The organism is Alteromonas lipotrueae (assembly GCF_019249215.1).
GTDB classification, from domain to species: domain Bacteria; phylum Pseudomonadota; class Gammaproteobacteria; order Enterobacterales; family Alteromonadaceae; genus Alteromonas; species Alteromonas lipotrueae.
Window position 1 is genome coordinate 283,905 of sequence record NZ_JAESDI010000004.1, and the last position, 24,912, is coordinate 308,816.

A 24,912-nucleotide genomic window follows, 5' to 3' on the forward strand; every position below is an offset into this window, starting at 1 on the left:
CTCGATACCGACCGGCGAATTAATTATTCGCACCGGTTTAACGATTAATTTCTATCTGGTCACCCACACTTATATTGTGTGAAGCGAACCACCCTTGGTTCATTTCTAGCGCGTAGAGTACCTCTTTAGTTGCCTGCACTGACGTTAGGTCGTGAGGCTCTAGAGGTTTTATATCTGTAATTACGCCATTTCTGTCGATATAGGCGACATCTAAAGCAACATTGGTATTCTTCATCCACATGCTGGCGTATCGCGGCGATGCAAATTTAAAGAACATTCCACAGTCATCACACAGTGATTCTCTGAACATTAACCCTTGAGCACGTTGTTCAAAAGAATGCGCGTATTCCATTTGGTAAAGTTTTCCATCAATCGTTAAAGTAACTTGATCAAACTTTACGCTAGGTTCCATTTGCGCGCTGGCATTTAAAGCGCCATACCCTAGAAGCACAAAAAGCGCGATTGCGATGACAGTAGTTTTAGCCATTAGACATTCCTTTTACCCATAAAAAAAGCCGGACACTTACGGCGCCCGGCTTTGTAGTTTATACACTAAATCAGGCAACATTCAACGTTGGAATGATATTGGCCTTTGCCTCTTCCTCTGCCTTCTTGAAACTTGGCATTTTATCGAAGTTTAAGTAACGGAATACTTCAGACGACATGGAGTTAATTTTGCTCGCATATTCCATGTATTCTTCTGCCGTGGGAATACGGCCAACGATAGCACCTACCGCCGCTAATTCAGCCGACGTAAGGTACACATTCGCCCCGTCACCTAAACGGTTAGGAAAGTTACGAGTAGATGTAGACAGTACTGTGGTGCCCGCATCTACACGGGCTTGGTTACCCATACACAATGAACACCCGGGCATTTCTGTACGCACGCCCACTCGCCCATAAATGTTGTAGTAGCCTTCTTCCATCAACTGAGCCTTGTCCATTTTCGTGGGTGGCGACATCCACAAACGGGTAGGTAGGGTTTTATTGAACTGCTCAAGTAACTTACCGGCCGCTCTAAAGTGACCAATGTTTGTCATACATGAACCAATAAAGACCTCATCTACGTTCTCACCAGCTACTTCTGATAAGGTTTTCGCATCATCAGGATCGTTAGGGCAACAAACGATAGGCTCCTTAATATCGCTAAGGTCTATCTCGATAATTTCTTTGTACTCAGCATCTGCATCGGCGCGCATAAGTTCAGGGTTGGCCAACCACTCTTCCATCTTCTGAGCACGGCGTTCAAGCGTACGTGGGTCACCGTAACCTTCGTTAATCATCCAACGAAGCATAGTGATGTTTGAGTTCAGGTATTCAGCAATAGACTCTTCTGAAAGGTTAATACTGCAGCCCGCCGCAGAACGCTCTGCCGATGCATCAGATAATTCAAATGCTTGCTCTACCGTTAGGTGTTCCAGCCCTTCAATTTCAAGTACGCGACCAGAGAACGCATTAATTTTGCCTTTCTTCTCTACGGTAAGTAAGCCTTGCTTAATACCGTATAACGGAATGGCGTGTACTAAATCACGCAGGGTAATGCCCGGCTGCATTTCGCCTTTAAAACGAACCAGAATGGATTCAGGCATATCAAGGGGCATCACACCGGTTGCTGCAGCAAAAGCCACTAAGCCAGACCCTGCTGGGAATGAAATGCCCAATGGGAAACGGGTGTGTGAATCGCCACCGGTACCTACTGTGTCTGGCAACAACATGCGGTTTAACCAGCTGTGAATAATGCCGTCGCCGGGGCGAAGGGATACTCCGCCTCGGTTCATCATGAAGTCTGGCAAGGTATGCTGAGTTTCAATATCAACAGGCTTAGGGTATGCCGCGGTATGACAAAACGACTGCATGGTTAAGTCGGCAGTGAAACCAAGACAGGCTAAGTCTTTTAGCTCATCTCGCGTCATAGGGCCTGTAGTATCTTGCGAACCAACAGTGGTCATCTTAGGTTCGCAATAGGTGCCGGGGCGAATGCCTTCTACGCCACATGCTTTACCTACCATCTTCTGGGCAAGAGTGTAGCCCTTACCGGTATCGGCAGGTTGTTCTGGCGTGCGGAACAAATCTGTTGCGCCTAAACCTAATGTTTCTCGTGCTTTTTCAGTGAGCGCGCGGCCAATAATAAGGTTGATTCGACCACCAGCGCGTACTTCATCTAAAATGACTTTAGATTTGTATTCGTACTCAGCTAACACTTCACCTGTTTCATGGTTGGTAATTTTGCCTTCAAACGGGTAGATGTCGATAACATCGCCCATATTCATTTTTTCTACATCAGCTTCAAAAACCAAGGCCCCAGCGTCTTCCATAGTATTGAAGAAAATGGGTGCTACTTTGCTGCCAATACATACACCGCCGCCGCGCTTATTTGGCACGCCAGGTAAATCTTCACCAAAGAACCACAGCACTGAGTTGGTGGCCGATTTACGTGAAGAGCCGGTTCCTACCACATCTCCTACAAAGGCAACGGGATAACCTTGGTTTTTTACATCTTCGATTTGCTTCATTGGGCCTTTAACACCATGCTCTTCTGGCTCTAAGCCATCACGGGTCATCTTATAAGCGGCTAAGGCGTGAAGAGGAATGTCTGGGCGCGACCACGCATCTGGGGCGGGAGACAAGTCGTCGGTATTGGTTTCACCGGTTACTTTAAATACAGAGTAAGTGATTTTATCGTCCATTAATTTACGCGAGGTAAACCACTCACCTTCTGCCCACGACTTAATAATGTCAGTGGCAAATTCATTTCCGGCTTTGTGTTTTTCTTCAACATCATGGTAGGCGTCAAACATAAGCAGCGTGTGCTTAAGTTCTTTAGCCGCTAGTGGCGCTAGGCCCTCATCGTCGAGAAGCTCAACTAATGTCACGATGTTGTAGCCACCATGCATGTTGCCTAGAAGCTCAATGGCCTTTTCTTTTGAAATTAACGAGCAGCTGTCCTCGCCTTTAACGATAGCACTTAGGAAACCGGCTTTAACGTAAGCGGCCTCATCTACGCCAGGTGGAACACGTTCAGACAACAATTCTAATAGGTTGTCTGCTTCGCCTTCTGGTGGATTTTTAATTAACTCAACCAAGCCTGCTACCTGTTCAGCATTTAGCGGCTTAGGAGGGATCCCTTCAACAGCACGTTCTTCTACGTGTTTGCGATAGTCTTGTAACACGATGTCTTCCTCTCGGTTTAGCTTGCGCAATGGGAATAACGGTCTTGTACGGTCTTGACGCAAGGTCTGATTAAAAATACTTCATAAGTATAACGATTAACCTGCCTAAATTAAATTTTTGAGGCTTTTTATTCGTTTATAGTCGCCATTCAGCGCGCTTAATATTGAACGATTAAAGCTATTAAAAACTCTATAATTAAACCCTAAAAGCAATCGTATTTGTTGGGTGTTATTGCTTCATAGGATTATTTCCTGTCATCATTGAAATGGAGGCGATAATCGTGGAACACAAGCTCGGTTTGAACACCACTGGGGGATAACATCTTATAAATCGGGAAGGTCTTTGTCTGGGCGTACATGCCTAAAGCTTGCAAATCGGGGGATCCCCTTCTTTGTTACGCCAAAGTATTTGTAGGTGATCCAACTGTTCTTTGGTGGCGGATATCGGCGCTGTTTCATACTAAACCCCGTGCCGATTTTAAATTGTACACCCTCGGGCGTTTCTACAATAAGCGAGCCCATCATGCCGGCGAACTTCCCCTTCCCTTTTACATAGCCAATCACTTTGGCTTCAGCATCGTTAAACCGTTTCGCTTTTAATAACTGATTACTACGCCCGTCCTGATAAAAGGCCGCTTTATGATGTAGCATTAGGCCTTCACCGCCCTTTGCGGTTACCTCATCTATTTTCGCTTCAAGAAGCCGCTGATTGCTCAGTGTAAACTGCGGGATCATAGTTAAACTATTGCTATTTGCTTGCTTTACCAGTGCCTCCATCGTAGACAAGCGTGTGGCAAACGGGACATGACTGACGGGCATATCAAACAGCATCATCTTCACCGCCCTCCAGCGTTCATCAGGCGTATGACTAAGTACAATAGAAGCGATAGCTTCAAAACTGCTTCGCTGAGTCCATAACTCTCCATCAAGGGCTACATCAGGCCAGTTCTTGGTAAACCACTCAGGTGCGTGAATTTTATTACCGTTTCGGGTAAGAAGCTGCGTGCCCGTCCACCGGGCACGCACCCCATCTAACTTTTCGCTAACGAAATACTCAGCAATATTGATGTAGTCATTTGCCTTGTAGGTCGTTGCCGTTTGAATAGGCGTTACACCCTGCTCGGGCACGCGTTTAATGAGATTAGGCATTGCGTGAGTGACAGGGGTGGCAACGGGAGTGGCAAATGAAACTGGAGGCAAGCTTATCGCGAGTAGCGCCAGTGAGATAACATGTTTAATATTCATTTTGGCATTCTTGTTAAAAAACAAAAAAGCTTACGCTTATCACTCCCTGAGTAAACTGGGCTTAGGGCGGGTTTACATGAAGGCTTAGAATACAGGCGGAATACAGGCGGAAATACAGGTGGGAATAGAGATATAAAAAAGCCCCAACCGAGGTTGAGGCTCTATATGCTAATTGCTATTTAACGTAAGGTTAAATGGCGTTTTAGCTAACTGTTTTAACAGCAACGCTTGGCTCGAACTTAGCTTTAACGCTTAAGTCTTCTGCAGGCGGCGCGAAGTCAGTAAGGTTAATACCCTCAACCGCAGCTTTGTACTCTTCCATAGTAGGGAAGCGACCTAGCACAGCAGACAGCACTACTAATGGTGTTGAACCAAGAAGTGACTCACCTTTCTTCTCGTTAGAATCGGCAACAACACGACCTTGGAACAAGCGCGTAGAGGTAGCAATTACGGTATCACCAGGTTCTGCTTTTTCTTGGTTACCCATACAAAGGTTACATCCTGGACGCTCTAGGTACATGATGTTGTCGTACTTGGTACGCGCAGATTCTTTTGGCTTGTCGTCGTTAAACTCGAAACCTGCGTACTTAGTAAGAATGTCCCAATCGCCTTCCGCTTTTAGTTCATCAACAATGTTGTATGTTGGTGGTGCAACAACAAGTGGTACGTTAAACGACACGCTGCCATTTTGCTTTTCTAAATTACGAAGCATTTGAGCGATAATCTGCATGTCACCTTTGTGAACCATACAAGAACCAACAAAGGCTAAATCAACGGTTTTGCCGTCGTAGAAAGAAACTGGACGAATAACGTCATGGGTATAACGCTTAGAAACGTCATCGTTATTTACGTCTGGGTCAGCTATCATTGGCTCGTCGATTTGGTCTAAATCAACAACCACTTCTGCGTAGTATTTTGCGCTGTCATCTGGTGCAAGCGCTGGCTCTTCGCCAGACTCGATTTCAGCAATACGCTTATCAGCAAGGTCAATCAAACCTTGAAGCATGTTGGCATCGTTTTCCATGCCCTTGTCGATCATTATCTGAATGCGGCTCTTCGCCACTTCTAGCGACTTGATCATAGTCTCGTCGTTAGAAATACAGATTGAGGCTTTCGCCTTCATTTCTGCTGTCCAGTCGGTAAAGGTAAACGCTTGGTCAGCAAGCAAAGTACCGATTTGCACTTCAATAACACGACCTTGGAACACATTCTCACCGCCAAATTGCTTCAGCATTTGAGCTTGAGTAGCATGAACAACGTCACGGAAGTCCATGTGGCTCTTCATGTGGCCTTTAAAGGTCACTTTCACCGACTCTGGAATTGGCATCGCCGCTTCACCTGTCGCAAGCGCTACCGCTACCGTACCCGAGTCAGCACCGAACGCGACGCCTTTAGACATACGAGTATGTGAGTCACCACCAATGATAATAGCGCGATCGTCAACGGTAATATCGTTCAGTACTTTGTGAATAACGTCAGTCATTGCATGGTAAACCCCTTTAGGGTCACGTGCCGTGATTACGCCAAAGTTATTCATGAAAGACATAAGCTTAGGAATATTAGCTTGGGCTTTCTTATCCCATACCGACGCTGTGTGACAGCCCGACTGGTATGCACCGTCAACAAGCGGAGAAATAGTTGATGCTGCCATCGACTCTAGCTCTTGGCATGTCATCGGGCCGGTTGTATCTTGTGAGCCTACAATGTTTACTTTAACGCGAACGTCTGAGCCAGCGTGAAGCGGAGTCTCAGACTTAACGCCTACCGCATTGCGGTTAAAGATTTTTTCAACAGCTGTTAGACCTTGGTTCGCTACAGATACTTCTTTCGAACGTGCATAAACTTCAGGTACGTCTGTACCTAACACTTTTGCAGCAAAAGTTTGTAACTGCTTACCAAACGTTACCGCGTAAGAACCACCCGCTTTCATAAACTCCATTTTTTGCGGAGTGAAAGCGCTTGATATATCTGCAAGTTCTTCTGAGCCGTTAAACAGTTTCTTCGCTTTAGTGTCGATGGTAAGCACGGTGCCTGTAGCAACAGAATATGCTTCTTCTAACACTGGGTCGCCGTTAGCATCGCGAACCACTTCACCGTTGGCATCCGTCTTTTTAACCCAGTTTTTAAGGTCTAAACCAATACCGCCAGTAACGTCTACGGTCGTTAAGAAGATAGGTGCGATACCGTTAGTACCTGCAACCACTGGCGCTTTGTTCACAAATGGAATGTAAGGGCTTGCTGCCTCACCGGCCCAAAGTGCAACGTTATTCACACCAGACATGCGCGAAGAACCTACGCCCATGGTGCCTTTTTCAGCAATAAGCATTACTTTAGCGTTAGGGTGCTTTTTACCTAGCTCAACAATTTCTTGCTGTGCTTCAGGCGTGATCATGCACTGACCGTGTAGCTCGCGATCTGCACGAGAGTGAGCTTGGTTACCAGGAGAAAGTAAATCAGTAGAGATATCACCTTCTGCAGCAATATAAGTTACTACATCAATTTTTTCTGGTACGTCAGGCAATTTAGTAAAGAACTCTGCTTTTGCGTAGCTCTCAAGAATGTCTTTTGCTATCACATTACCTGCGTTGTACGACGCTTCTAAACGCTCTGTATCAGCCTCGTATAAGTAAACCTGTGTTTTTACTACTTCAGCAGCTGTCTTAGCGACCGCTTCATTGTCTGAAAGTGCCAAATCTAGAAGCACTTCAACAGACGGGCCACCTTTCATGTGTGAAAGCAGTTCTAACGCAAACTCAGGTGTGATTTCAGCAACAACTGACTCACCTAGTACGATTTCTTTAAGGAATGCAGCTTTTACACCTGCCGCACTTGTTGTACCTGGCAGTGTGTTGTAGATGAAGAAGTTAAGAGAATCTTCACGGTGCTCGTTATTCGTATCTTTAATTTGAGCAATAATTTCTGACAGCAAATCGGCACTGTCGATAGGCTTAGGGTGTAAACCAAGTTCCGCTTTACGGGTCTCGATTTCGGCCATGTATTCTGAATACAAACTCATATAATTCTCTCGGTCTTGGTTATACGTAGGTATTTTTTATACGCAGGGGTTAATTATACGTCGGTCTTAGCTATACGCATGAAATTATAGTGGTTATTTTAACTGATTTTTACGCATCAGGTAATCATTAGAAAATGGCAGAATGGCGCAAAGCCCCATTTACACTTTTCATTAACTTCTGCATATTTATATTTTGCTTATTAGGCAGATAAAAACCAATTTATTAAAATAAAAAATAATCACTAATTATCATTGAGTTAGAAAAAACGTCTAGCATTAAGCTCATTCTATACTGCATTTTGAGGCAATATTAAAAGCAAGCTATACAAAGTACGACTTATCTTAGGTATTTTTCGTATTTATGGTCGAACCAGATGAAATAATAAACAATAATGTTGTAAATTTACAATATTTTCTAGTTCTTGGCTTGAATGCACTTAATTTGAGCCTGTTACAGTGGCAAACGACTCAGGTGATAGTAACTGTATTAGCTCAGCACTTTCCCCATCAGTCAGCGCATAAACACCGCCATCTTGCCCCACTGCCACATCGCGAACCCGTTGATTTATTGTAGAAAAAACTCTTCGATACTGAAAGGGTTGGCTTGATAAGTCTACCGCGTAAAGTGCCTTCGCTTTTAAGGCAGAAACAAGCAAGTGATTAGAGAGTGTGGGGAAAGCATTGTGGTTGTATACCGCCATAGACGATGGCGCTATAGATGGCGACCAATCCACGAGTGGATCCACCATGCCCTCATAGTGATTAAACGGGGAAATCGTTGCCCCCGAATAATCTTTACCTAGCGTGACCACCGGCCAACCATAGTTCATTCCAGGCTTGAGCTTGTTTAGCTCATCACCGCCATCCGGGCCGTGCTCATGCAGGTAGACATCACCATTTTGCAATTTCACTAACCCTTGTGGGTTCCTGTGCCCTAAGGTGTAAACAAACCGCGCATTGTTAAACGGAACATTTGAGGCGGGCTTTCCATCTACAGTAAAACGAAGCACTTTCCCTAACTGTGAACTTAATACTTGGGCCTGCTCCCGATAATCGAAACCGTCACCTGTGGTCACCAACCAAGTGCCATCTTTCATGGCGACAAGCTTGCCACCAAAATGCACTGGTGTAGCCTTGCTGTCTTTTATTTCCAATACGGGTGTTAACGCTTTAATTTGCCCATCATCGGCCAAAACACCCCGCATCACGGCCAAACGATTCGCTTTGTCAGTGCCCTTCGAGTAGGAAAAGAGAATGACTTTCGAGGTGCTAAAATCGGGAGAAAGCGCCATGTGCAGTAGCCCGCCCTGCCCTTTTTGATAAAGCTGTGGAAGTGGCAATACCTGTTGAGGCAAGGAGTTTCGTGCCGATGCTTTTGCCAAGCGGGTTTGTTGGAATAGAGCAGGCTTGTCTGAACTAATCACAATAGAGGGCACGGTGACAATCGTGCCGTCTCGTTCGGCTACTAACCAATGACTATTGGGCAATTGCAAAAGTGCTTTGGGATAATGCAGTTCATCGGCAATTACCGTGGTTATTGCTGCGTCAGAAATTTGTACCTCAAGAGCACCTTTACCAGACGTATTTGCTGACACACAGAATGTTGATAATAAATTCAAGCACGTGAGCATTATTAAGGTTAGATTTCGAGTAGGTCGTGGTGCTTGGTTTTTTATACTACCAGGCATTTCCAACCCGCTTTGGCTAAACATAATTTCCTTCCCCCTATTTATTAAGCTAGCTTAGCATGCAATAGTATTTTGATTGTTATAGCACCTTAAAATAACGTAAAGAGCGGTTATGTGGTCTTTTATCAAAAGTTTTGTTCCTGCCTGGTTAGCAACCTTTTTAGTAGCTAGCAGTTTGCACACGTTCCAAGTACTAAAAGCACTGTCCAGCCTTGGGGTAGAAATATCATTCCCTGAGTGGTTATCAACTGCTTGGAAGGATATTGTAGGCTTGCTCCCAACTTATGGCATTATTATCGCTATTGCACTGTTACTTGCGTTCAGTGTTGTCACTATCATTCGTAAATACGCCATGAAGCATAAGGTTACAAAACCTCGCTTTATCACATTAACGAGCGTAGCGGGCGCCACTAGCATCGCTGTTGCGCTGCTTGCCATGCAGCCTATTCTCAACGTTACGCTGATTGCGGGAGCTCGCGGGTACGATGGCTTTTTATTTCAATGTTTCGCGGGTTTATTGGGCGGTTTTATTTATGGCTTACTACGAGTAACTATTACATCGCGCCCACTATCAAATAGCTAACAGTTCCGTACTCCCAAGCGCTAATGCCACGCTCAAGTCAATGCCTTCTGAACCTATTCAATGCTATTCAATGCTATTCAAGTCGCCGGCAATCATCACTTAGGTGAATATTTAGCTATAATGTAATAGGTATGTAAATAAAAATGAACATTTGTTACTGTATCCGCACAGTCATCTTTCATTGAAACCTCTCATTCAGGATAAAGCATTATGTTAACGTACCCAGAAAACGTTACTTGCCTGGCCGACAATATTGAAGCCGTTCTTACTAAGCATGCTGACAAGCCTGCGTATACCGCATTAGGTCAAACCCTTACCTTCAAAGAGATAGACGAAAAATCAGCTGCCTTAGCGCGCTACTTCGCTCATGAAGCCAAGCTAGAAGCTGGCGATAGAATAGCTATCCAGCTGCCTAACTTAATCCAAAACCCTATTGCCGTTTATGCTGCCCTGCGCGCAGGCTTGATTGTTGTTAACACTAACCCGCTTTACACCGAGCGGGAAATGAAGCATCAATTTACGGATAGCGGCGCGACAGCGTTAGTGATTTTAAGTGATTTACTGCCTAAGTTTGATGCCATTAAAAGTGAAACTCAAATTAAAACCGTTGTTGCTACTTCAGCGACTGAATTATTAGATGCTGCTACGGCTCCGGCTATAGCGGGCACAGTGTCATTAACCGATGCGATGAAAGCTGGTGCAGATTTGCCTGGTGTAGTCAGACCCAAAACAGAGTTTGAAGCCCTTGCCATGTTGCAATATACGGGAGGCACTACTGGTGTGTCTAAAGGCGCAGCCCTTAGCCATAAAAACGTGATGAGCAACAGCGTTCAAATGCTCGATCACCTAGGCGGCTTTTTCAAAGAAGGTGAGGAAGTGGTTGTTTGCCCCCTTCCGTTGTATCACATTTATGCTTTTACCGTTTGTATGATGGCGCTGTTCGCGAAGGGCAGTCATATTGTGCTTATTCCCAACCCTCGTGATATAGACGGTTTTATTCAAACCTTAAAACCGCACAAAATTACGGCGTTTGCAGGTATTAATACCTTATTCGTTGGTTTGGGTCGTCACCCAGAATTTGCCAAACTCGACTTTTCAAAACTACATTTGACCATGTCTGGTGGTACGGCGCTTACCCAAGGGGCGGTGTCTATATGGAAACAAGTAACGGGTAATACGATTACTGAAGGTTACGGATTATCAGAAACCGCGCCAGTGGTTTCTTTCAACCTTCCTGGCAAAGAAGAAATTGGAACCGTTGGTAAACCACTGCAAGATACTGAAGTCGCTTTACTAGATAGCTACGATAACCCGATAGGCGAAGGCGAGTCAGGGCAAATTGCGGTTCGTGGGCCGCAAGTGATGCTTGGCTATTGGAACAGAGACGATGAGACCGCAAAAGTCATGACCAAAGATGGCTTTTTTAAAACCGGTGACATCGGGGTTTGGGTTGAATCAGGGGCACTTAAAATTGTCGACCGTTTGAAAGACATGATTATTGTTTCTGGCTTTAACGTTTACCCCAATGAAGTAGAAGATGTACTCACCGCTCACCCAGACATCATGGAAGCCGCTGTTGTTGGCAAGCCAGATGATAAGTCGGGTGAGCGAGTATGCGCGTTCATCACCGTCAGCAAGCCAGTGAGTAACGATGACATCATTGCCTTTTGCAAAGAAAGCTTAACCAACTATAAAGTCCCTAAGGAACTTACCGTTTTAGAAGAACTTCCTAAATCTACCGTTGGGAAAATTCTGCGTAGAGAGCTTCGTTCAGCCTAAATTGTCTTGGCGATAATTGCCGTTAATATGAATAAAATCAGGTTATTGCTACCAAAGAATAACCTGATTTGTTTGCTGCAATACCATTTTCATTCTATACATAATCTATGAAGCCTAACGTAAGTCTGCTCCCAACGCTGTGAACTCCCTTTTAATCAAGCAAATCAAAGCTGCTTTTTCTTGTGAAAACAACGAAGAAGGCGAACTTTGGTTAGACGATATACTTAATAAAACCTCTTTATTAGACAACCATGATGCATCCCGCCTTACCACGGGCCTTAGTGCATTGCTCGCCTCTATTGACAATACATACCGCCAACATGGTCTTGAAGCAGAAGGTAAGACAACAAGCGGCGGTTATGCACGTCAAAATAATATGGATAGGCCACCTATAGCTCAGGGGCAAACTTCGCCTCAAGAATTAGCAGCCATAACCGACAACCTTGTTCAGTCGGTAAATACATTATTAACAGCGCAAGCGCGCCCCGAAATTGATGACGATATTGCTAGCTTAACGTCGCTGTCTACCTTGGTATTAGACTTAATTACTGAGCAGCAACATAAAGAGAACGACATGCTGATCCAAAGGCGAGCTATGGATGAGCACAGCATTGTTGTAACTCTCGACCTAAACGGCACTATCTTAAGTGCTAATGATAAGTGTTGTCAGTTATCTGAATTTAGTCGAGACGAGCTTATTGGAAACAATGCAGATATGCTCAATGTTAAAAATGTTCCCCTGCCCACACGCCTAGCCATTCTTCAGTCCTTATTTAAAGGTGAGATATGGCACGGAGAGCTTCAAAGTATTACTAAATTCGGTACCCCTTGGTTTGTATTTTGTACCATTGTGCCTAACGTTAACGACCAAGGCCGTGTTGAAAACCTCGTGGTACTGTGTACAGATATTTCCAATCAGAAAAGGTTGGAAGAAAGATTAGAGTCCGGTAGACAGTTCTATCAGAGTATTACCAACAGCATTGGTGAAGGCGTATATGCCGTAGATGCAAAAGGCAAAACCCAATTTCTTAACCCTGAAGCATCTCGCTTGTTAGGCTGGGAATTAGAAGATTTACAAAGCCACAGGTTCCACAATGCTGTTCATTATCAAAAAGAAGATGGCACACTTTTATCTCGAGATGAATGCCCCGTAAATCATGCGATTTGTGAGGGAAAAACCTACAACTCTGATGAAGACTTCTTTACCGATAAGCGAGGACGCATCTTTCCGATTTCAATTGTTGCCGTTCCCCTTGAAGACATTCAGGGCGAACCCAACGGGCACGTAGGTGTGTTTAGAGATATAAGTGGCCGCAAAGGGTTAGAGCGACAGCTGCAACATGCCTACAAAGAAGCCGCTAATGCCAACAAAGCCAAGGGTGATTTTTTAGCCACAATGAGCCACGAAATTCGCACTCCAATGAATGCCATCATTGGCTTAACCCATTTAGCACTTGAAACCGACAATTACACGCAGCAGCAAAGTTACATGACCAAGGTAAAAGGCAGCGCCACCTCGTTGCTAACGCTAATAAACGGCATTTTGGATTTTTCCAAAGTTGAAGCCCAACAAGTTGAATTACACCATGCTGATTTCAATCTTGCCGATATGATGAACAAGCTCGCACAAGTGTTTCAACATAAAGCGCGCCAAAAGCACTTGCAGTTACTTTTCGATATGCGCTTAGACATAGACGTTACCTGTAAAGGTGATAGCGACAAGATTTATCAGGTATTGGTTAATTTATTGGGAAATGCAATCAAGTTCACTCGTCACGGATTCGTTAAATTAACTGTCAACCAAAAAGCTGAAGCTCTGTCCTTTTGTGTAAGCGATACAGGTATTGGTATTAATGACGACAACAAAGAAAAACTGTTTAACGCCTTCGTACAAGCCGATGCATCTATTTCAAGGGAATATGGTGGTACTGGGTTGGGCCTGGCGATTAGTAAGCGCTTAGTCGAGCTAATGCATGGTGAACTTGAATTTACCAGTGAGCTTGGCAAGGGAACTCGATTTTGTTTTACCCTCCCGGGTATGGTTCATGAAAAGCGTCATGGAAAGGTTAGTGAAATAGACACTAAAAATTTGAAGCAAGCCATGCCCATACGGGAATTGAATCACCCATTATTGTGTGTGAATACGAGCCATGATATGGATGAAGCAAATAATATTTTAGCACACACACTGTCGCGACTAGCCATACCCTGTAAATTTATTAAGCCAAATGCAGGCGCTTTCCCAGTCACGCCTCACGACGCAATTGTGATACTTCCGGCTCAGGTTGCAGCATGGCAAACCTTCGTTAACCACGTAAAACTTGGTGAATATGAAAATCTGAACCTTGTGTGTATTGTAACGCCTATCGACACTGAAGAAGCCAAGCGACGATTACAACCTATTAAACTCAACACGCTTAATATTATAGAGTTACCCTTTACTGACGTTCACATCTTACGAGAGTTATTCCCTACCTCTAGCTCCACTTCGCCAACTCACGCTGATGGACTGGAAAGCAAGATATGGCGTAAGCGACGATTAGCTGGAAAGCACGCCTTGTTGGTTGATGATGACAGTATAAGTCTTGAAATTGCGCAACAAATTTTACTTGATGCAGGGTTGAAAGTAACCACAGCAACCTCTGGAGAGCAAGCCTTAGCACTGGGTAAGAGCAACGATTTCGACGTAGTTCTGCTCGATTGCATTCTTCCAAATATGAGCGGATTCACTGTTGCTGAGGAACTAAATAATTTAAATGGCTGGCACTGCCCTATTATCGCACTTAGTGCGGATGATAGTCGCGAGAACAAACAAGAAGCATCTAGCGTTGGTATGTGTGCGCACTTGTTAAAGCCCGCAACCGCGGCTGAAATATTACATGTCATAGACATCAATATTCACACTTCTGCCAATTTAAATAACATGCATGACAGTAACGACCCCTACCTCACTTCCCTCGGTGAATTTTACTCTAATTACGGAAATGCAGAGTTACTCGCGCAGCTTATTAACATTATGATTGAGAATGACTCAAAGCATGATGCTATTAACTCGCTATTGGAGGATGCTAGAAAAATAGGTGCTAATACCTTGGTTTCCGCGTTAGAAGGGCTGCCAAACAGCTTTGAAAAAAACACCAATTATGCGCATAAAATATCCAACATATCTTTCACTTTAGACGCCACTCTTCGACTTATTGCGCATACGCTTTCATTGCCAATAGAGTATGATGAAAACGAAGTAGAAGAGACATTATCTATCTCAGATTTGTCAGCGGTGATCACAAGCCTTGAATCTTACGATGCCGAGGCGGTGTCTATGCTATCAGCGCTTTACAATAAACATGCATCATCAGCATCGGCACATACGTTAAACCATGCAAGGCAACTTGTCAGTGTTTACGATTACGGCCGAGCGCTAGAAGAACTTTTACGTTTAAGGGATACACTGCTAAATGGCTGATAACCAAAAGTCGAAAAAAACGGAATTCAGCGTGCTAGTCGTTGACGACGAGCCAGCAAATATCGATTTATTGCAGGGAATTTTGTCGCCCTATTATCAAGTAAAAGTAGCGCCCACTGGGCATATCGCATTGAAAGTCGTAGAGCAATTCACCCCAGACCTTATCTTACTCGATATTATGATGCCGGGTATTGATGGTCATGAGGTATGCAAACAAATTAAGACTTCCCCCGAGCTTGCCCCAAGACTCGCTAAGGTGCCTATCATTTTTGTTACGGCTTTAGGTCAAGGTCAAGATGAAGAGAAAGGATTTGCATTAGGTGCAGTGGATTATATTACAAAGCCTATCTCACCTGCGTTGGTGCTTGCTAGAGTAAAAACTCACATCTCGTTAGCACATCAAGTGAGAGTAACTGAACAAGAAGTTAAAATCAGAACCCAAGAGCTGCTTCTCAGTCAGCAAAGCGCTATTAGCATGTTGGCCGCAGCAGGGCATTACAACGATAATGACACCGGTCATCACATCTGGCGCATGGCCGCTTATTGTCAATGCTTAGCGTTAGCCTCTGGTTGGTCCCCCGAAAAAGCCTCTTTATTGGCACAAGCCGCGCCAATGCACGACACCGGGAAAATCGGTATCCCTGATAGCATTTTAAAAGCCCCTAGGCGACTTACCTTTGAAGAAATGGAAGTGATGCGTACGCATGCGGCAATAGGGTATGAAATATTAACTCGCAGTAATTCCCCTTTATTTAGCTTAGCGGCAGAAATTGCGCGCTATCATCATGAGAAATGGGATGGCAGTGGATACCCTTATTCATTGAAGAGTGAACAAATTCCATTAAGCGCGCGCATTGTGGCAATTGCAGATGTGTTTGATGCCCTGACGATGAAGCGCCCTTATAAAAAAGCCTGGTCGGATGAAGAAGCATTTACCTACATCGAAGGTGAATCAGGCAATCACTTCGACCCAGAATTAGTGTCCACTTTTTTGTCTATCAAAGAAGAAGTGTTGAAAACAAAAGTTTATTGGAATGAACTTGAAACTAGAAATGAACTCCCGTCAATAGAAGCCTTCCTCCCCAAAACGTTATAAAGGCGGCCCTATTAAGAGAAAGCCGTTATTTGCGAAGAAGTTTACGGTAAAACCGCGAATTTTAGCGTTCATGTGTTAGTTTAATTTACGCTAACTTATCAGAATAAAATTGTTATATTTAATCGATTAAAACACGTCTTTTTTTAGAATTGGGTTACCCGTGTTCTTCCCTCATATAGGGCGTTGGAGGAACACACTATGACTAACACACACATCGTTACACTTACGGCATTACTCGCACTATTACTTACCCCACTTTCTGCTAGTAGCAGCGAGAGCCAATCGACTAGCCTATGGCCCACGCAAACACAAAGCGCCCATGGCTATGCTATCGACTTTATACGCGGGGAAGGCGCTGTAAATGGCATCAAATTAGCTTATCAATATAATATCGACCAGCCTTTAAACGTAAGTTGGCCTATGACTTTAACCATGGAAACCAGCGCAAACTTTTGGGAGTATGGCGACGATAACCAGTACGACTCAAATGTCGTACTCGCCCTTTCACCTATCTTACGGTTTCCACTGACCACGGTGTTTAATAAACCTATCGATTTAGAACTTGGGATTGGGGTGTCGTTGCTAGACGATACACAATTTGCGGGTAAAGACGTGTCTACCCATTATCAGTTTGAAGATAGAATTGGATTTTCAACGACGTTTGGACAATACCAAGAGTACCGCGTGTCGTTGCGATATTTTCATTACTCGAACGCGGGGTTTAAGAAGCCTAATCCTGGATTAGATTTTGTTTCATTATCTTTTAGCCAACGTCTTTAAGGGGGAGAGCTCAGCTAAATGAGCTATTAATTACGTTGGCACAAACAAAAACGCCGCAGGCTCGTTTAACTAAGCTTGCAGCGTTCTCTCAACACGCATTAGGTCACGTGTTACATCAAATTTAACGGCTAATAGCTAGCACTTAAAATACGTTTAAACGTGCTAGCTATTTAAGCAGCGACTGTGTTTATAGATAATGTTTAGCTATTACCAAGTTCAGTTTCAATGATTTCAGCTTGTCTCTTTTCAGATTGAACAAACTGTTTCCACTGCTGCGCCATAGCACGGCTTTTCTGATGCTTTTCAGCTTCAGCAAGTTGATTAAGTGCAAGTGCGTACTGCTTTTGATTGTAAAGGGCCATGCCTTTAATCAAATACACCAAGCCAGGGTTACGCATCTCACCTTTTTCAACGGCGCGATCTGCCGCTGCAATAGCGTCGTCCCAGCGTTGTTCATTAAGTAAGATTTGCGCTAACTGAGCGTCTAACTCACCATCTTCTGATAATTTTGCTGCTTGCATCATCACCGGAATCGCTTTGTCTTGCTCTTTGGCTAGCGTCCAGCTTTGGCCTAAAAACTTAAGGTTTCGAAGGTTTTCTTCCAGCACGCCCTCTTTCATGGCTTGTTCCATCAACAATGCACCTTTATAAGGAGCACGGTGATAGTAATACAATTGAGCCATGTTAAAGATATCAGCAGGCGATGCTATAAAACCCTGCTGGTAAGCCGTTTCCATAATCGCAAGCTGCTTACGCTCTTCGCCTAACTCGCCGTACATACCAGCCAGTTGTATCCAATATTTTGGTTCGCTGTAAAGCTTTACTAGCTTGATCAAAACATCTTTTACTTTAGCAGGCTGCTTAAGTTCATAGAACACCGCGCGTTGAAGAATAAGCCATGCTTCATCGGGCAACATGCCTTCTGCTTCATGTTCCTGAATGGCTTGTGTTATCCAATCAGCTGCATCATCGTAACGCTTGTTCTGGTAATACGCCTGTGCTTTTAACACCTTATTTTTAGGTGGAATAACACCGTCGTTTAATACTTCCCAGCGTTCGATAAACTCAATCGTTTTATCGTAGTTACCTTGCATCAAATGCAACTGCGCTAAGCTGAAAAGTGTCGACATTTCGAACTTCTCAGGAATAGGTTGCTGGTTTACCACGTTTTCAAACGATTCCAACGCTTTGTCGTAGTTTTCATCGTTGTAGTAAATAAAGCCGAAAAAGTTATACATCATGGCTTTTTCGTAGCTATTCATCGAGTCAGATTTATCTTCTACCTCTTTAAGAATAGCAACAGCTTCTTCTACATTCCCCGCATCGTCGGCGGCTGATTGTGCTCGCGCTAACTGCTCGTAAACCTTTCCGCGAAGTGTAGGTACACGACGGGTTTTCTTATCACTGGCTTTTTGTTCCTGGGCAACTGCATCACCGGCAACCAACATAGTAGGGACAGACACAGTTGCACAAACAACTGCAAACGCCAGTGCACTAAGCAATGTATTCGTTTGTTTTTTTCTCATGTCATTATCCGTCTATCTGGAAGGTAATACGGTTTTGAATACCAGACACTTCCGTGGCTTCGCCATTGACCACTCGAGGCTTATATTTAAACTTCATTGCGGCATCCATTGCTGCTTGTTCAAATATGCCTTCAGGGTTGGCTTCTATCACGATAGGGTCTCGTACTGCGCCTTGCTTAGTTACCGTAAACTCAACAATAACAAAGCCTTCAATTCCACGTTGTAAAGCACGTCTTGGATAGACCGGCGCAACCTTAACAATGGGTAAATACTCGCCATCACCAGACTCAAGGGCTAACCCACCGTCTAATGAAATATCATCACCAACATCTGCACCGAAGTCCATGGACGTCCCTTCAGCATCCGGAGTAGGTGAATCCATTTGAGGCTGTTCCATTTGTGGTGGCGGCTGATCTGGCGTAGGTGGCTTCTTAGGCTTACGATCTTTTTTCTCGACCTGTTCGTCCTGCTTAACCCTAACAAAGTCAAGTACACTACCCTTTGGCGGTTCCGTTAACGCACTGCCACCCATCTTGATGAGTGATTGCATCAAGAAGAACAGACCCAACGTGATCGCAAGGGATATAACAAATGCGATTATATATCGTGGCATGATTTATGGCTCTTGAGCTGCAATCGAAACATCAAAAACACCTGCCGCACGGGAGGCATCCATAACTTTAATAAGAGTTTCAGTCGTCGATTCTTTATCTGCTTGAATCACAACGGTACCCTGCGGATTTTCAGCGTGAAGACGCTCGATGTTCGCCTGTACTGCACGCTCATCAATGCGACGCTTATTGATCCAAATTTCGCCTTTATCAGAGATAGCGATAAGAATGTTAGCCCGGTCTTTTTTAACAGCAGTGGCTGCTTCAGGACGGTTAACATCAATACCCGCTTCTTTTACGAAGGATGCGGTTACGATAAAGAAAATCAACATGATAAATACAACGTCCAGCATGGGCGTCATATCGATGGCTGCTTCTTCTTCATCAACTAGGTTTTGAAAATGTTGCTTCATAATTTTTACCTTACCTTAATGCCGTAGCATTAACGTTGAATAGTCAATGCATCCTCAAGATGCGTGCGTTCAGATTTCACCATACGGTTAAGCCACGTAGAGGCGAATACGCCTGAAAGTGCACCAACCATGCCCGCCATAGTGGGGATAGTGGCTTTCGATACGCCTGATGCCATAGAGCGGGCATTACCCGAACCAGCAATAGCCATTACATCGAACACTTCAATCATACCGGTTACCGTTCCCATCAAGCCAAGTAGCGGACAAAGCGCTACCAAAGACTGAATAATCGGGATGCTACCGTTAAGACGCATAGTTAACTGTGAAATCGTTTTCTGACGAACTTGTTGTGCAATCCAAGAAGCGCGGTCATGACGTGCAGTCCACATCGACACCGCCTCTTTCTTAGCTTGTTTATGCCAAACCATCAGATACATGGCACGCTCGAGGATCAAAAGCCACATAACGAATATCAGCAGACCGATGACCAGGAGAACCTGGCCACCTGTTTCTGTGAAATCGCGAATTGCTTCTAGAAACTCGATCATGATTAGCTCCGCTCTGCGCGCTCTGCAATAACGCCAGACGCTTGTTCTTGAAGAATGTATACAATGTTCTTAGAACGTGTATTTAGCATGGCGTATAGCAGGGTCATCGGAATAGCTACTACCAGGCCAAGAACCGTTGTGACTAGTGCTGTTGAAATACCACCCGCCATTAGTTTCGGGTCGCCTGTGCCAAACAAGGTAATTGCTTGGAAAGTATTAATCATACCGGTTACGGTACCTAATAGACCCATCAGTGGAGCCACTACTGAAATAATCTTGATGATAGTAAGGTTACGCCCTAACTTAGGCACTTCGCCCAAGATAGCTTCAGTAAGGTGAAGCTCTAATGCTTCAACGTCAGCGTTTGGATACTCGTCACGTACTTTAAGTACACGGCCAAGTGGGTTGTTAGCTTTAACTTCTTTGCTCTTAAGCTGCTTGTTCACTTTCATGCGAATAAGCGACAAGGTAATCAAACGCTCAATGGCTAGTAGCAAACCGAACGCACCAACGATAAGGATGATGTACCCTACTACGCCGCCCTGTTCAACACGCTCTTTAAGGTTTGGCGCTTGTACAAGCAGACCTAGAATTGAACCACCTGTTGGGTCTATACCAAACTGAACTAACTCACCGCCAGTCGACTCTTGAAGCTCTGCAGCAGAGCTATTGTAACGGTCAGCAGGCTGACGGATAAGTTCTGAAACCGTACCAGTCACACCGTTGTATTCAAGGTATTTACCGTCAGCAACTAATGCGAAAGGCCCTACGCGTACCACTTCTTTTGATACTTTCTGGCCACCAGCTTCAACAACATCGGTTGTGAACTTAGTGACTTTACCTGACTCAGTCATTTCACGTTGCATTTCAAACCATACACGCTCAATTTCTTCGATAGAGGCAAGCTTTGAGCTAGAGCCCATGTCTTGTGCCATTTTATCCAAAAAGTCTGAACGACCTGAGATTTGAGCTGAAATCATTGAGTTATAAAATTTGTTTTTCGTGTCGCCAGCAATCTGCTGAAGAACACCAAACAATTCTTTTAATGAACCTAAGCGAGTGTCCAATGCACCGTTAAGGTCTGCCAATTTGAATTCATTTTCTTCGAATTGCGTTTCAAGCTGTTCTGATTGGGCCAACATCTGGTCGCGACGAGCGCGGGTGTCACGCAATACTTGATCTTGCTCAGCACGTTGAGCAACGAAATCGCGCTCACGTTGTTTGTTTTGCTCAGACTGGGCAAATTGACCTTCTTCTAGCTGCTTAAGCAGTGCATCAAGGTCCATTGCGCGGTCGTTCTGCGCTACTGCACCAGCGCTTAAGCTAAGGGCTACTAGGCCAAAAGCGATACGTTTTACTGAATTAAACATTCTCATCAACCTCTTAGTCTGTGATAGCCACTGGTAGCATTAATAAGTCTGGGGCAAGTTGCTTCTTCGCCATGCGCAGACCTTTGGTAATTTGTGTGCGGTAGCTGCTGTCTAGCTCTTCCCACTGGCGAGTTTGCTTGTTCCAAACACCTTGTGAACTAGCATCACGAGTTTGATAAATAAGCGCTGTGCGACCTAGGCGTAAAAACTCAACGTCACGCTCTTGGCCATTAATAGTATGCAAACCACTGTAAGCTTCCATGGTGCGACCGTAGTCCATCTCAACTTGGTACGCTTCCATTACACGACGGAATTTTTCAGATGCGGCAACATCTGCACGGTCCATCATGGCTTTTAAATCCATTACGCGGTTTTTACGTTCTTCAGGAAGAAAAGGTACGTCTAGGGCAATGAACTGCTCCATGCCGTCAATCATTCGCATCATAAGCGGGGTAATTTGACGCTCAACAACCGATACTTCATCGATAGCGGCGTTCAAATCATCCATTTCTTGTTCTTGGCTACTAATTTGCTTACGAAGTTGGGTGTTATAAACTTCCAAACCTTCTATTTCTTTCATCAATGTTTTGAATTGCTGAAGTTTGCTGTCAATCTGATCGGTAATACCGTTGATTTTTTCCTGCGACTTCGCAGCAGATTCATTAATTTTCGCCGCCTCATCGATAACGGGATTTAGTACTTCATCGTCTTGTGCTAGTACAGGTGTCGCCACAAGCGCGCCTGCTATAAGCAAAGAATTGATAAGCTTCATACATTCAAACCTTTAAAGTTAAAAGAAATCGGGATTACCGACTATAAAATTCTGGGCGTAGGATAGGAGTTTTCCATGACAGTTTTATTACATAACCGTCATATTCAGTAGACAAACACACAATAAAAAGCCCGGAGAATTCCGGGCTTTCTAAATTAGAAGTCGTACTTCACGCTAGCGCTAATGCCTGTGCCGACTGATTCACGGCGCAACAGTAGCCCCTCCTGTTCAATTTCTTTATCCTCATTGAGGATATTTTGAAACTTTAATTTTACGGTGGTATTAAAGTCAGGGTAGTAGGTGTAAACAAAATCTAAAGAATGGAAAGGGTTTTCAATACCATCTTCAAATCCGCGAACACCTGGCGCAATAATACGTTCACCAAACGAGTTATACACCAATGAAGCCGAGTGCTCTCCATTGTCTGAATCCCAACCTAATTGAAGGTTAGCAACCCACTCTGAATGGCCCACTAAACGACGCTGGTCGTTAGTAATGGTTGCCGTAATAGTACCGCCATAAGCTTCACGTGCTTGCTGTGAGAACAAAGAGTCTTGATCACCGCTGCCAATAGTCACTTCTGAATCCGATACTGTCATGTTACCGGATATGAAGAAGTTGCTCATTGAATCGCTAACGAAGCTAAGGTCGTGTAAAAATTCGACTTCAAGCCCGTACAACTCACCTTCTTCACCGTTAGCGGTAAGCAACTGAGGTACACCCTCACCACCATCGAACTGAACCATCTCGATAGGGTTTTCCATGTCTTTATAGAATAAAGCGACAGATACGTTATTCCCCTGAGACATGTACCATTCCCAGCGAACGTCAATATTCATTAGCTCTGTTTCTACCAAAGATGGTGAGCCACGAACAAGGAATTCGGTAAGCGGATCGATAAAGAATGTGGTGCTGATATCACGTAAATCAGGACGAATTAACGTTTGGCTGATGTTGAAACGATACTGCATTTCATCATCAGCAATATACGTCAACGCGAATGAAGGTAGGATGTCATCTTCGTTGTAAATACTATCAACAATTTCATCTGTCTCTGCTGCAAACTCATTCGAGTGTTCAACATAAGGCACTGAAATTTGCTGGAACTCTTCCCAACGTGCACCACCACTTAGACGCCATTTCTTATCGATAAAGGCATCTACCATCAAGTAACCGGCAGTCAGCTTACTTGCTGCAGAATACTTATCACCTTCACCGGTATTGTCTTGGAATAACGAGCTACCGGTTGAGCTTGCGTAGAAGTCTGGGTTATTAATATTTTCTTCTGAGAAAATATCATACAGACGGTTACCCACTTTAAACTCATCATTGATACCAAAATGACGGATCGCTAAATCGATATTAACGGCATCACGAGTTTTCTCGTAATAGTCGAAACCCGCCTTAATTTCAATATCATACCCGTCTCCATAGAAGGGGGTAGAGACATTAAAACCATAAGTATCAGATTCATCTTGAAGGCTTTGATATTGACGGTTTAAGTTAGTCCCTGAAGTATCATCAATACGTTCAAGCTCTAACGCACCTGCGTCGTCATAAAATAACTGGTAAGTGACTTCCATAATATCTGGCGCTTCACGTGAGGCACGACTCGTACCTGCATACCAATCAAAGAATACGCCGTTAGCAATATCAAGGAAGTTGTGAGTTCCTTTCAACTGAGACGATACCATTTCACGTTCTTCGAAAATGATATCCATACGACTGAATTCTTCAACGCCCACCGTTGTTTCACTGTCGTCGAAGTATTCGCCGTCGCGCAGGCGGTCGCGCATGTCATGCAGCATCATATTAACAAGTTCAATTTTGTGGTTGCTATTTAACTCATAACCCACGTTGAACATGCCGCTCCAACGAACATTTTGTTCGGTAGAAATCATGTCACGATATTTAGTAAAGCGGGGGTTATCTTGTCCGCCACCAATATCATTACCCAATTGCTCTTCGGTTATTGACCATTCGTTACTGTAAGAAACCGTCGCAAGAAAACCCAATACACTGTCATCGTCAAACGTGTAACGATTACCCAAGGTGGCGCCAAAATTGAAGTCTGGTTCGGCAGACTTACTTTCAGGGCCAATATCCCAATTGAATGAATTTAGGATTTCTTGTGTTTGCGCTAACGTGCGTGAAGAATCACCTTCAAACCCGTCTGAACCAGAGGCCGCTAGGTTCGATGCTATGATAGACGGTAAGGCACGTGTGCCATCATCTCGTCCAGTCCAATCGTCGCTGCCACCGTCGTAGAAAAAACCATCGTTACTGTTTTCTGAATTCCAACCTGCCCCACCGGACACACTGAAAACAAATTCAGTAGGAATAGATTTAGTACGAATATTAACGTTACCACCACCAAAATGACCTGGCATATTGGGTGAAAACGATTTTTGAACGTTCAAGCTTTCAATGATGCTTGAAGGGAATAAATCTAGCGGAACCACCGAACGCGTTGGGTCAGGGCTCGGTACTGTCATACCATTTAATTGTGTGCTTGAGTAACGTTCACCCAAACCACGAACGTAGATGAACTTGCCATCTACCAATGTCAATCCAGTTACACGACGAAGTGCCGCCGCAGCATCACCATCACCGGTACGTGCAATTTGATCTGCACCCATGATATCGGCAACAAACGCTTGGTTTTGACGTTCTTGCATTACCGCTGTTGCTGTTCCTTTTAATCGGGTACCTGTAGCAACAACTTCTTCAATCACTTCATCTTCTGATTGTTGCGCTATTGCCGTGGTAGACAATAAGCTTGAACCCAGAATAGTAGAAATGGCAAGCGTCAGACTACCTAACTTGAATATTGACGATTGATTATTTTTCAT

17 protein-coding genes are annotated in these 24,912 nt (G+C 44.3%); 5 read left to right on the forward strand and 12 right to left on the reverse strand.

The window, feature by feature from the left end; genetic code table 11:
- Positions 1-37: 37 nt before the first annotated feature.
- The 5 genes from JKP82_RS06195 to JKP82_RS06215 form a co-directional block, all read right to left on the reverse strand.
- A complete protein-coding gene (locus tag JKP82_RS06195) occupies positions 38-487 on the reverse strand; it encodes a DUF192 domain-containing protein (RefSeq protein WP_159528772.1) in 450 nt (149 codons plus the stop codon).
- 70 nt (positions 488-557) lie between these two features.
- Positions 558-3,170 carry a bifunctional aconitate hydratase 2/2-methylisocitrate dehydratase gene (gene acnB / locus JKP82_RS06200; protein ID WP_218396240.1) on the reverse strand — a complete coding sequence of 871 codons (2,613 nt, stop codon included), beginning with the start codon at positions 3,168-3,170 and terminating at the stop codon, positions 558-560.
- A 324-nt stretch (positions 3,171-3,494) separates the two neighbouring features.
- Entirely contained in the window at positions 3,495-4,415 is a 921-nt protein-coding gene (locus JKP82_RS06205; RefSeq protein ID WP_218396242.1) for a DNA ligase, read from the reverse strand.
- A gap of 202 nt (positions 4,416-4,617) precedes the next feature.
- Complete coding sequence (locus JKP82_RS06210) at positions 4,618-7,431, reverse strand: bifunctional aconitate hydratase 2/2-methylisocitrate dehydratase (RefSeq protein WP_159528766.1); 2,814 nt, start codon at positions 7,429-7,431, stop codon at positions 4,618-4,620.
- 437 nt (positions 7,432-7,868) lie between these two features.
- A complete protein-coding gene (locus tag JKP82_RS06215) occupies positions 7,869-9,143 on the reverse strand; it encodes a PQQ-dependent sugar dehydrogenase (RefSeq protein WP_218396244.1) in 1,275 nt (424 codons plus the stop codon).
- Positions 9,144-9,231: 88 nt separating this feature from the next.
- Here JKP82_RS06215 and JKP82_RS06220 point away from each other — a divergent pair, with 88 nt between their 5' ends.
- The 5 genes from JKP82_RS06220 to JKP82_RS06240 all read left to right on the forward strand — a co-directional run bounded on the left by JKP82_RS06220 (position 9,232) and on the right by JKP82_RS06240 (position 16,820).
- The gene (locus tag JKP82_RS06220; RefSeq protein WP_218396246.1) at positions 9,232-9,702 is read left to right on the forward strand and encodes a hypothetical protein; all 471 of its coding nucleotides are present in this window, start codon (positions 9,232-9,234) and stop codon (positions 9,700-9,702) included.
- Positions 9,703-9,912: 210 nt separating this feature from the next.
- Positions 9,913-11,481, forward strand: coding sequence for an AMP-binding protein (locus JKP82_RS06225; RefSeq protein ID WP_159528760.1), 1,569 nt, complete (start codon positions 9,913-9,915; stop codon positions 11,479-11,481).
- Between the two features lie 139 nt (positions 11,482-11,620).
- The gene (locus tag JKP82_RS06230) at positions 11,621-14,944 is read left to right on the forward strand and encodes a hybrid sensor histidine kinase/response regulator (protein ID WP_309475316.1); all 3,324 of its coding nucleotides are present in this window, start codon (positions 11,621-11,623) and stop codon (positions 14,942-14,944) included.
- The gene (locus JKP82_RS06235) at positions 14,937-16,040 is read left to right on the forward strand and encodes a response regulator (RefSeq protein WP_218396248.1); all 1,104 of its coding nucleotides are present in this window, start codon (positions 14,937-14,939) and stop codon (positions 16,038-16,040) included. Before JKP82_RS06230 ends, JKP82_RS06235 begins: the two co-directional genes overlap by 8 nt.
- Positions 16,041-16,238: 198 nt before the next feature.
- Positions 16,239-16,820: an acyloxyacyl hydrolase gene (locus JKP82_RS06240; RefSeq protein ID WP_159528756.1), complete on the forward strand. Its 582-nt coding sequence runs from the start codon at positions 16,239-16,241 to the stop codon at positions 16,818-16,820.
- Positions 16,821-17,020: 200 nt separating this feature from the next.
- On the opposite strand, the gene JKP82_RS06245 is transcribed toward JKP82_RS06240, so the two are convergent.
- The 7 genes from JKP82_RS06245 to JKP82_RS06275 all read right to left on the reverse strand — a co-directional run bounded on the left by JKP82_RS06245 (position 17,021) and on the right by JKP82_RS06275 (position 24,912).
- On the reverse strand, positions 17,021-18,346 hold the full coding sequence (locus JKP82_RS06245; protein ID WP_218396250.1) for a tetratricopeptide repeat protein: 1,326 nt from the start codon (positions 18,344-18,346) through the stop codon (positions 17,021-17,023).
- 4 nt (positions 18,347-18,350) lie between these two features.
- Positions 18,351-18,959 (reverse strand): energy transducer TonB, encoded by a 609-nt coding sequence (locus JKP82_RS06250; RefSeq protein ID WP_159528752.1) that lies wholly within the window; start codon positions 18,957-18,959, stop codon positions 18,351-18,353.
- A 3-nt stretch (positions 18,960-18,962) separates the two neighbouring features.
- Positions 18,963-19,370, reverse strand: a complete 408-nt coding sequence (locus JKP82_RS06255; RefSeq protein ID WP_013785412.1) for an ExbD/TolR family protein — start codon at positions 19,368-19,370, stop codon at positions 18,963-18,965.
- 29 nt (positions 19,371-19,399) lie between these two features.
- The gene (locus tag JKP82_RS06260) at positions 19,400-19,918 is read right to left on the reverse strand and encodes a MotA/TolQ/ExbB proton channel family protein (RefSeq protein ID WP_159528750.1); all 519 of its coding nucleotides are present in this window, start codon (positions 19,916-19,918) and stop codon (positions 19,400-19,402) included.
- 2 nt (positions 19,919-19,920) lie between these two features.
- On the reverse strand, positions 19,921-21,288 hold the full coding sequence (locus JKP82_RS06265) for a MotA/TolQ/ExbB proton channel family protein (RefSeq protein ID WP_159528748.1): 1,368 nt from the start codon (positions 21,286-21,288) through the stop codon (positions 19,921-19,923).
- Between the two features lie 13 nt (positions 21,289-21,301).
- On the reverse strand, positions 21,302-22,060 hold the full coding sequence (locus JKP82_RS06270) for a DUF3450 domain-containing protein (protein WP_057793840.1): 759 nt from the start codon (positions 22,058-22,060) through the stop codon (positions 21,302-21,304).
- A gap of 155 nt (positions 22,061-22,215) precedes the next feature.
- Positions 22,216-24,912, reverse strand: a complete 2,697-nt coding sequence (locus JKP82_RS06275) for a TonB-dependent receptor domain-containing protein (RefSeq protein ID WP_218396252.1) — start codon at positions 24,910-24,912, stop codon at positions 22,216-22,218.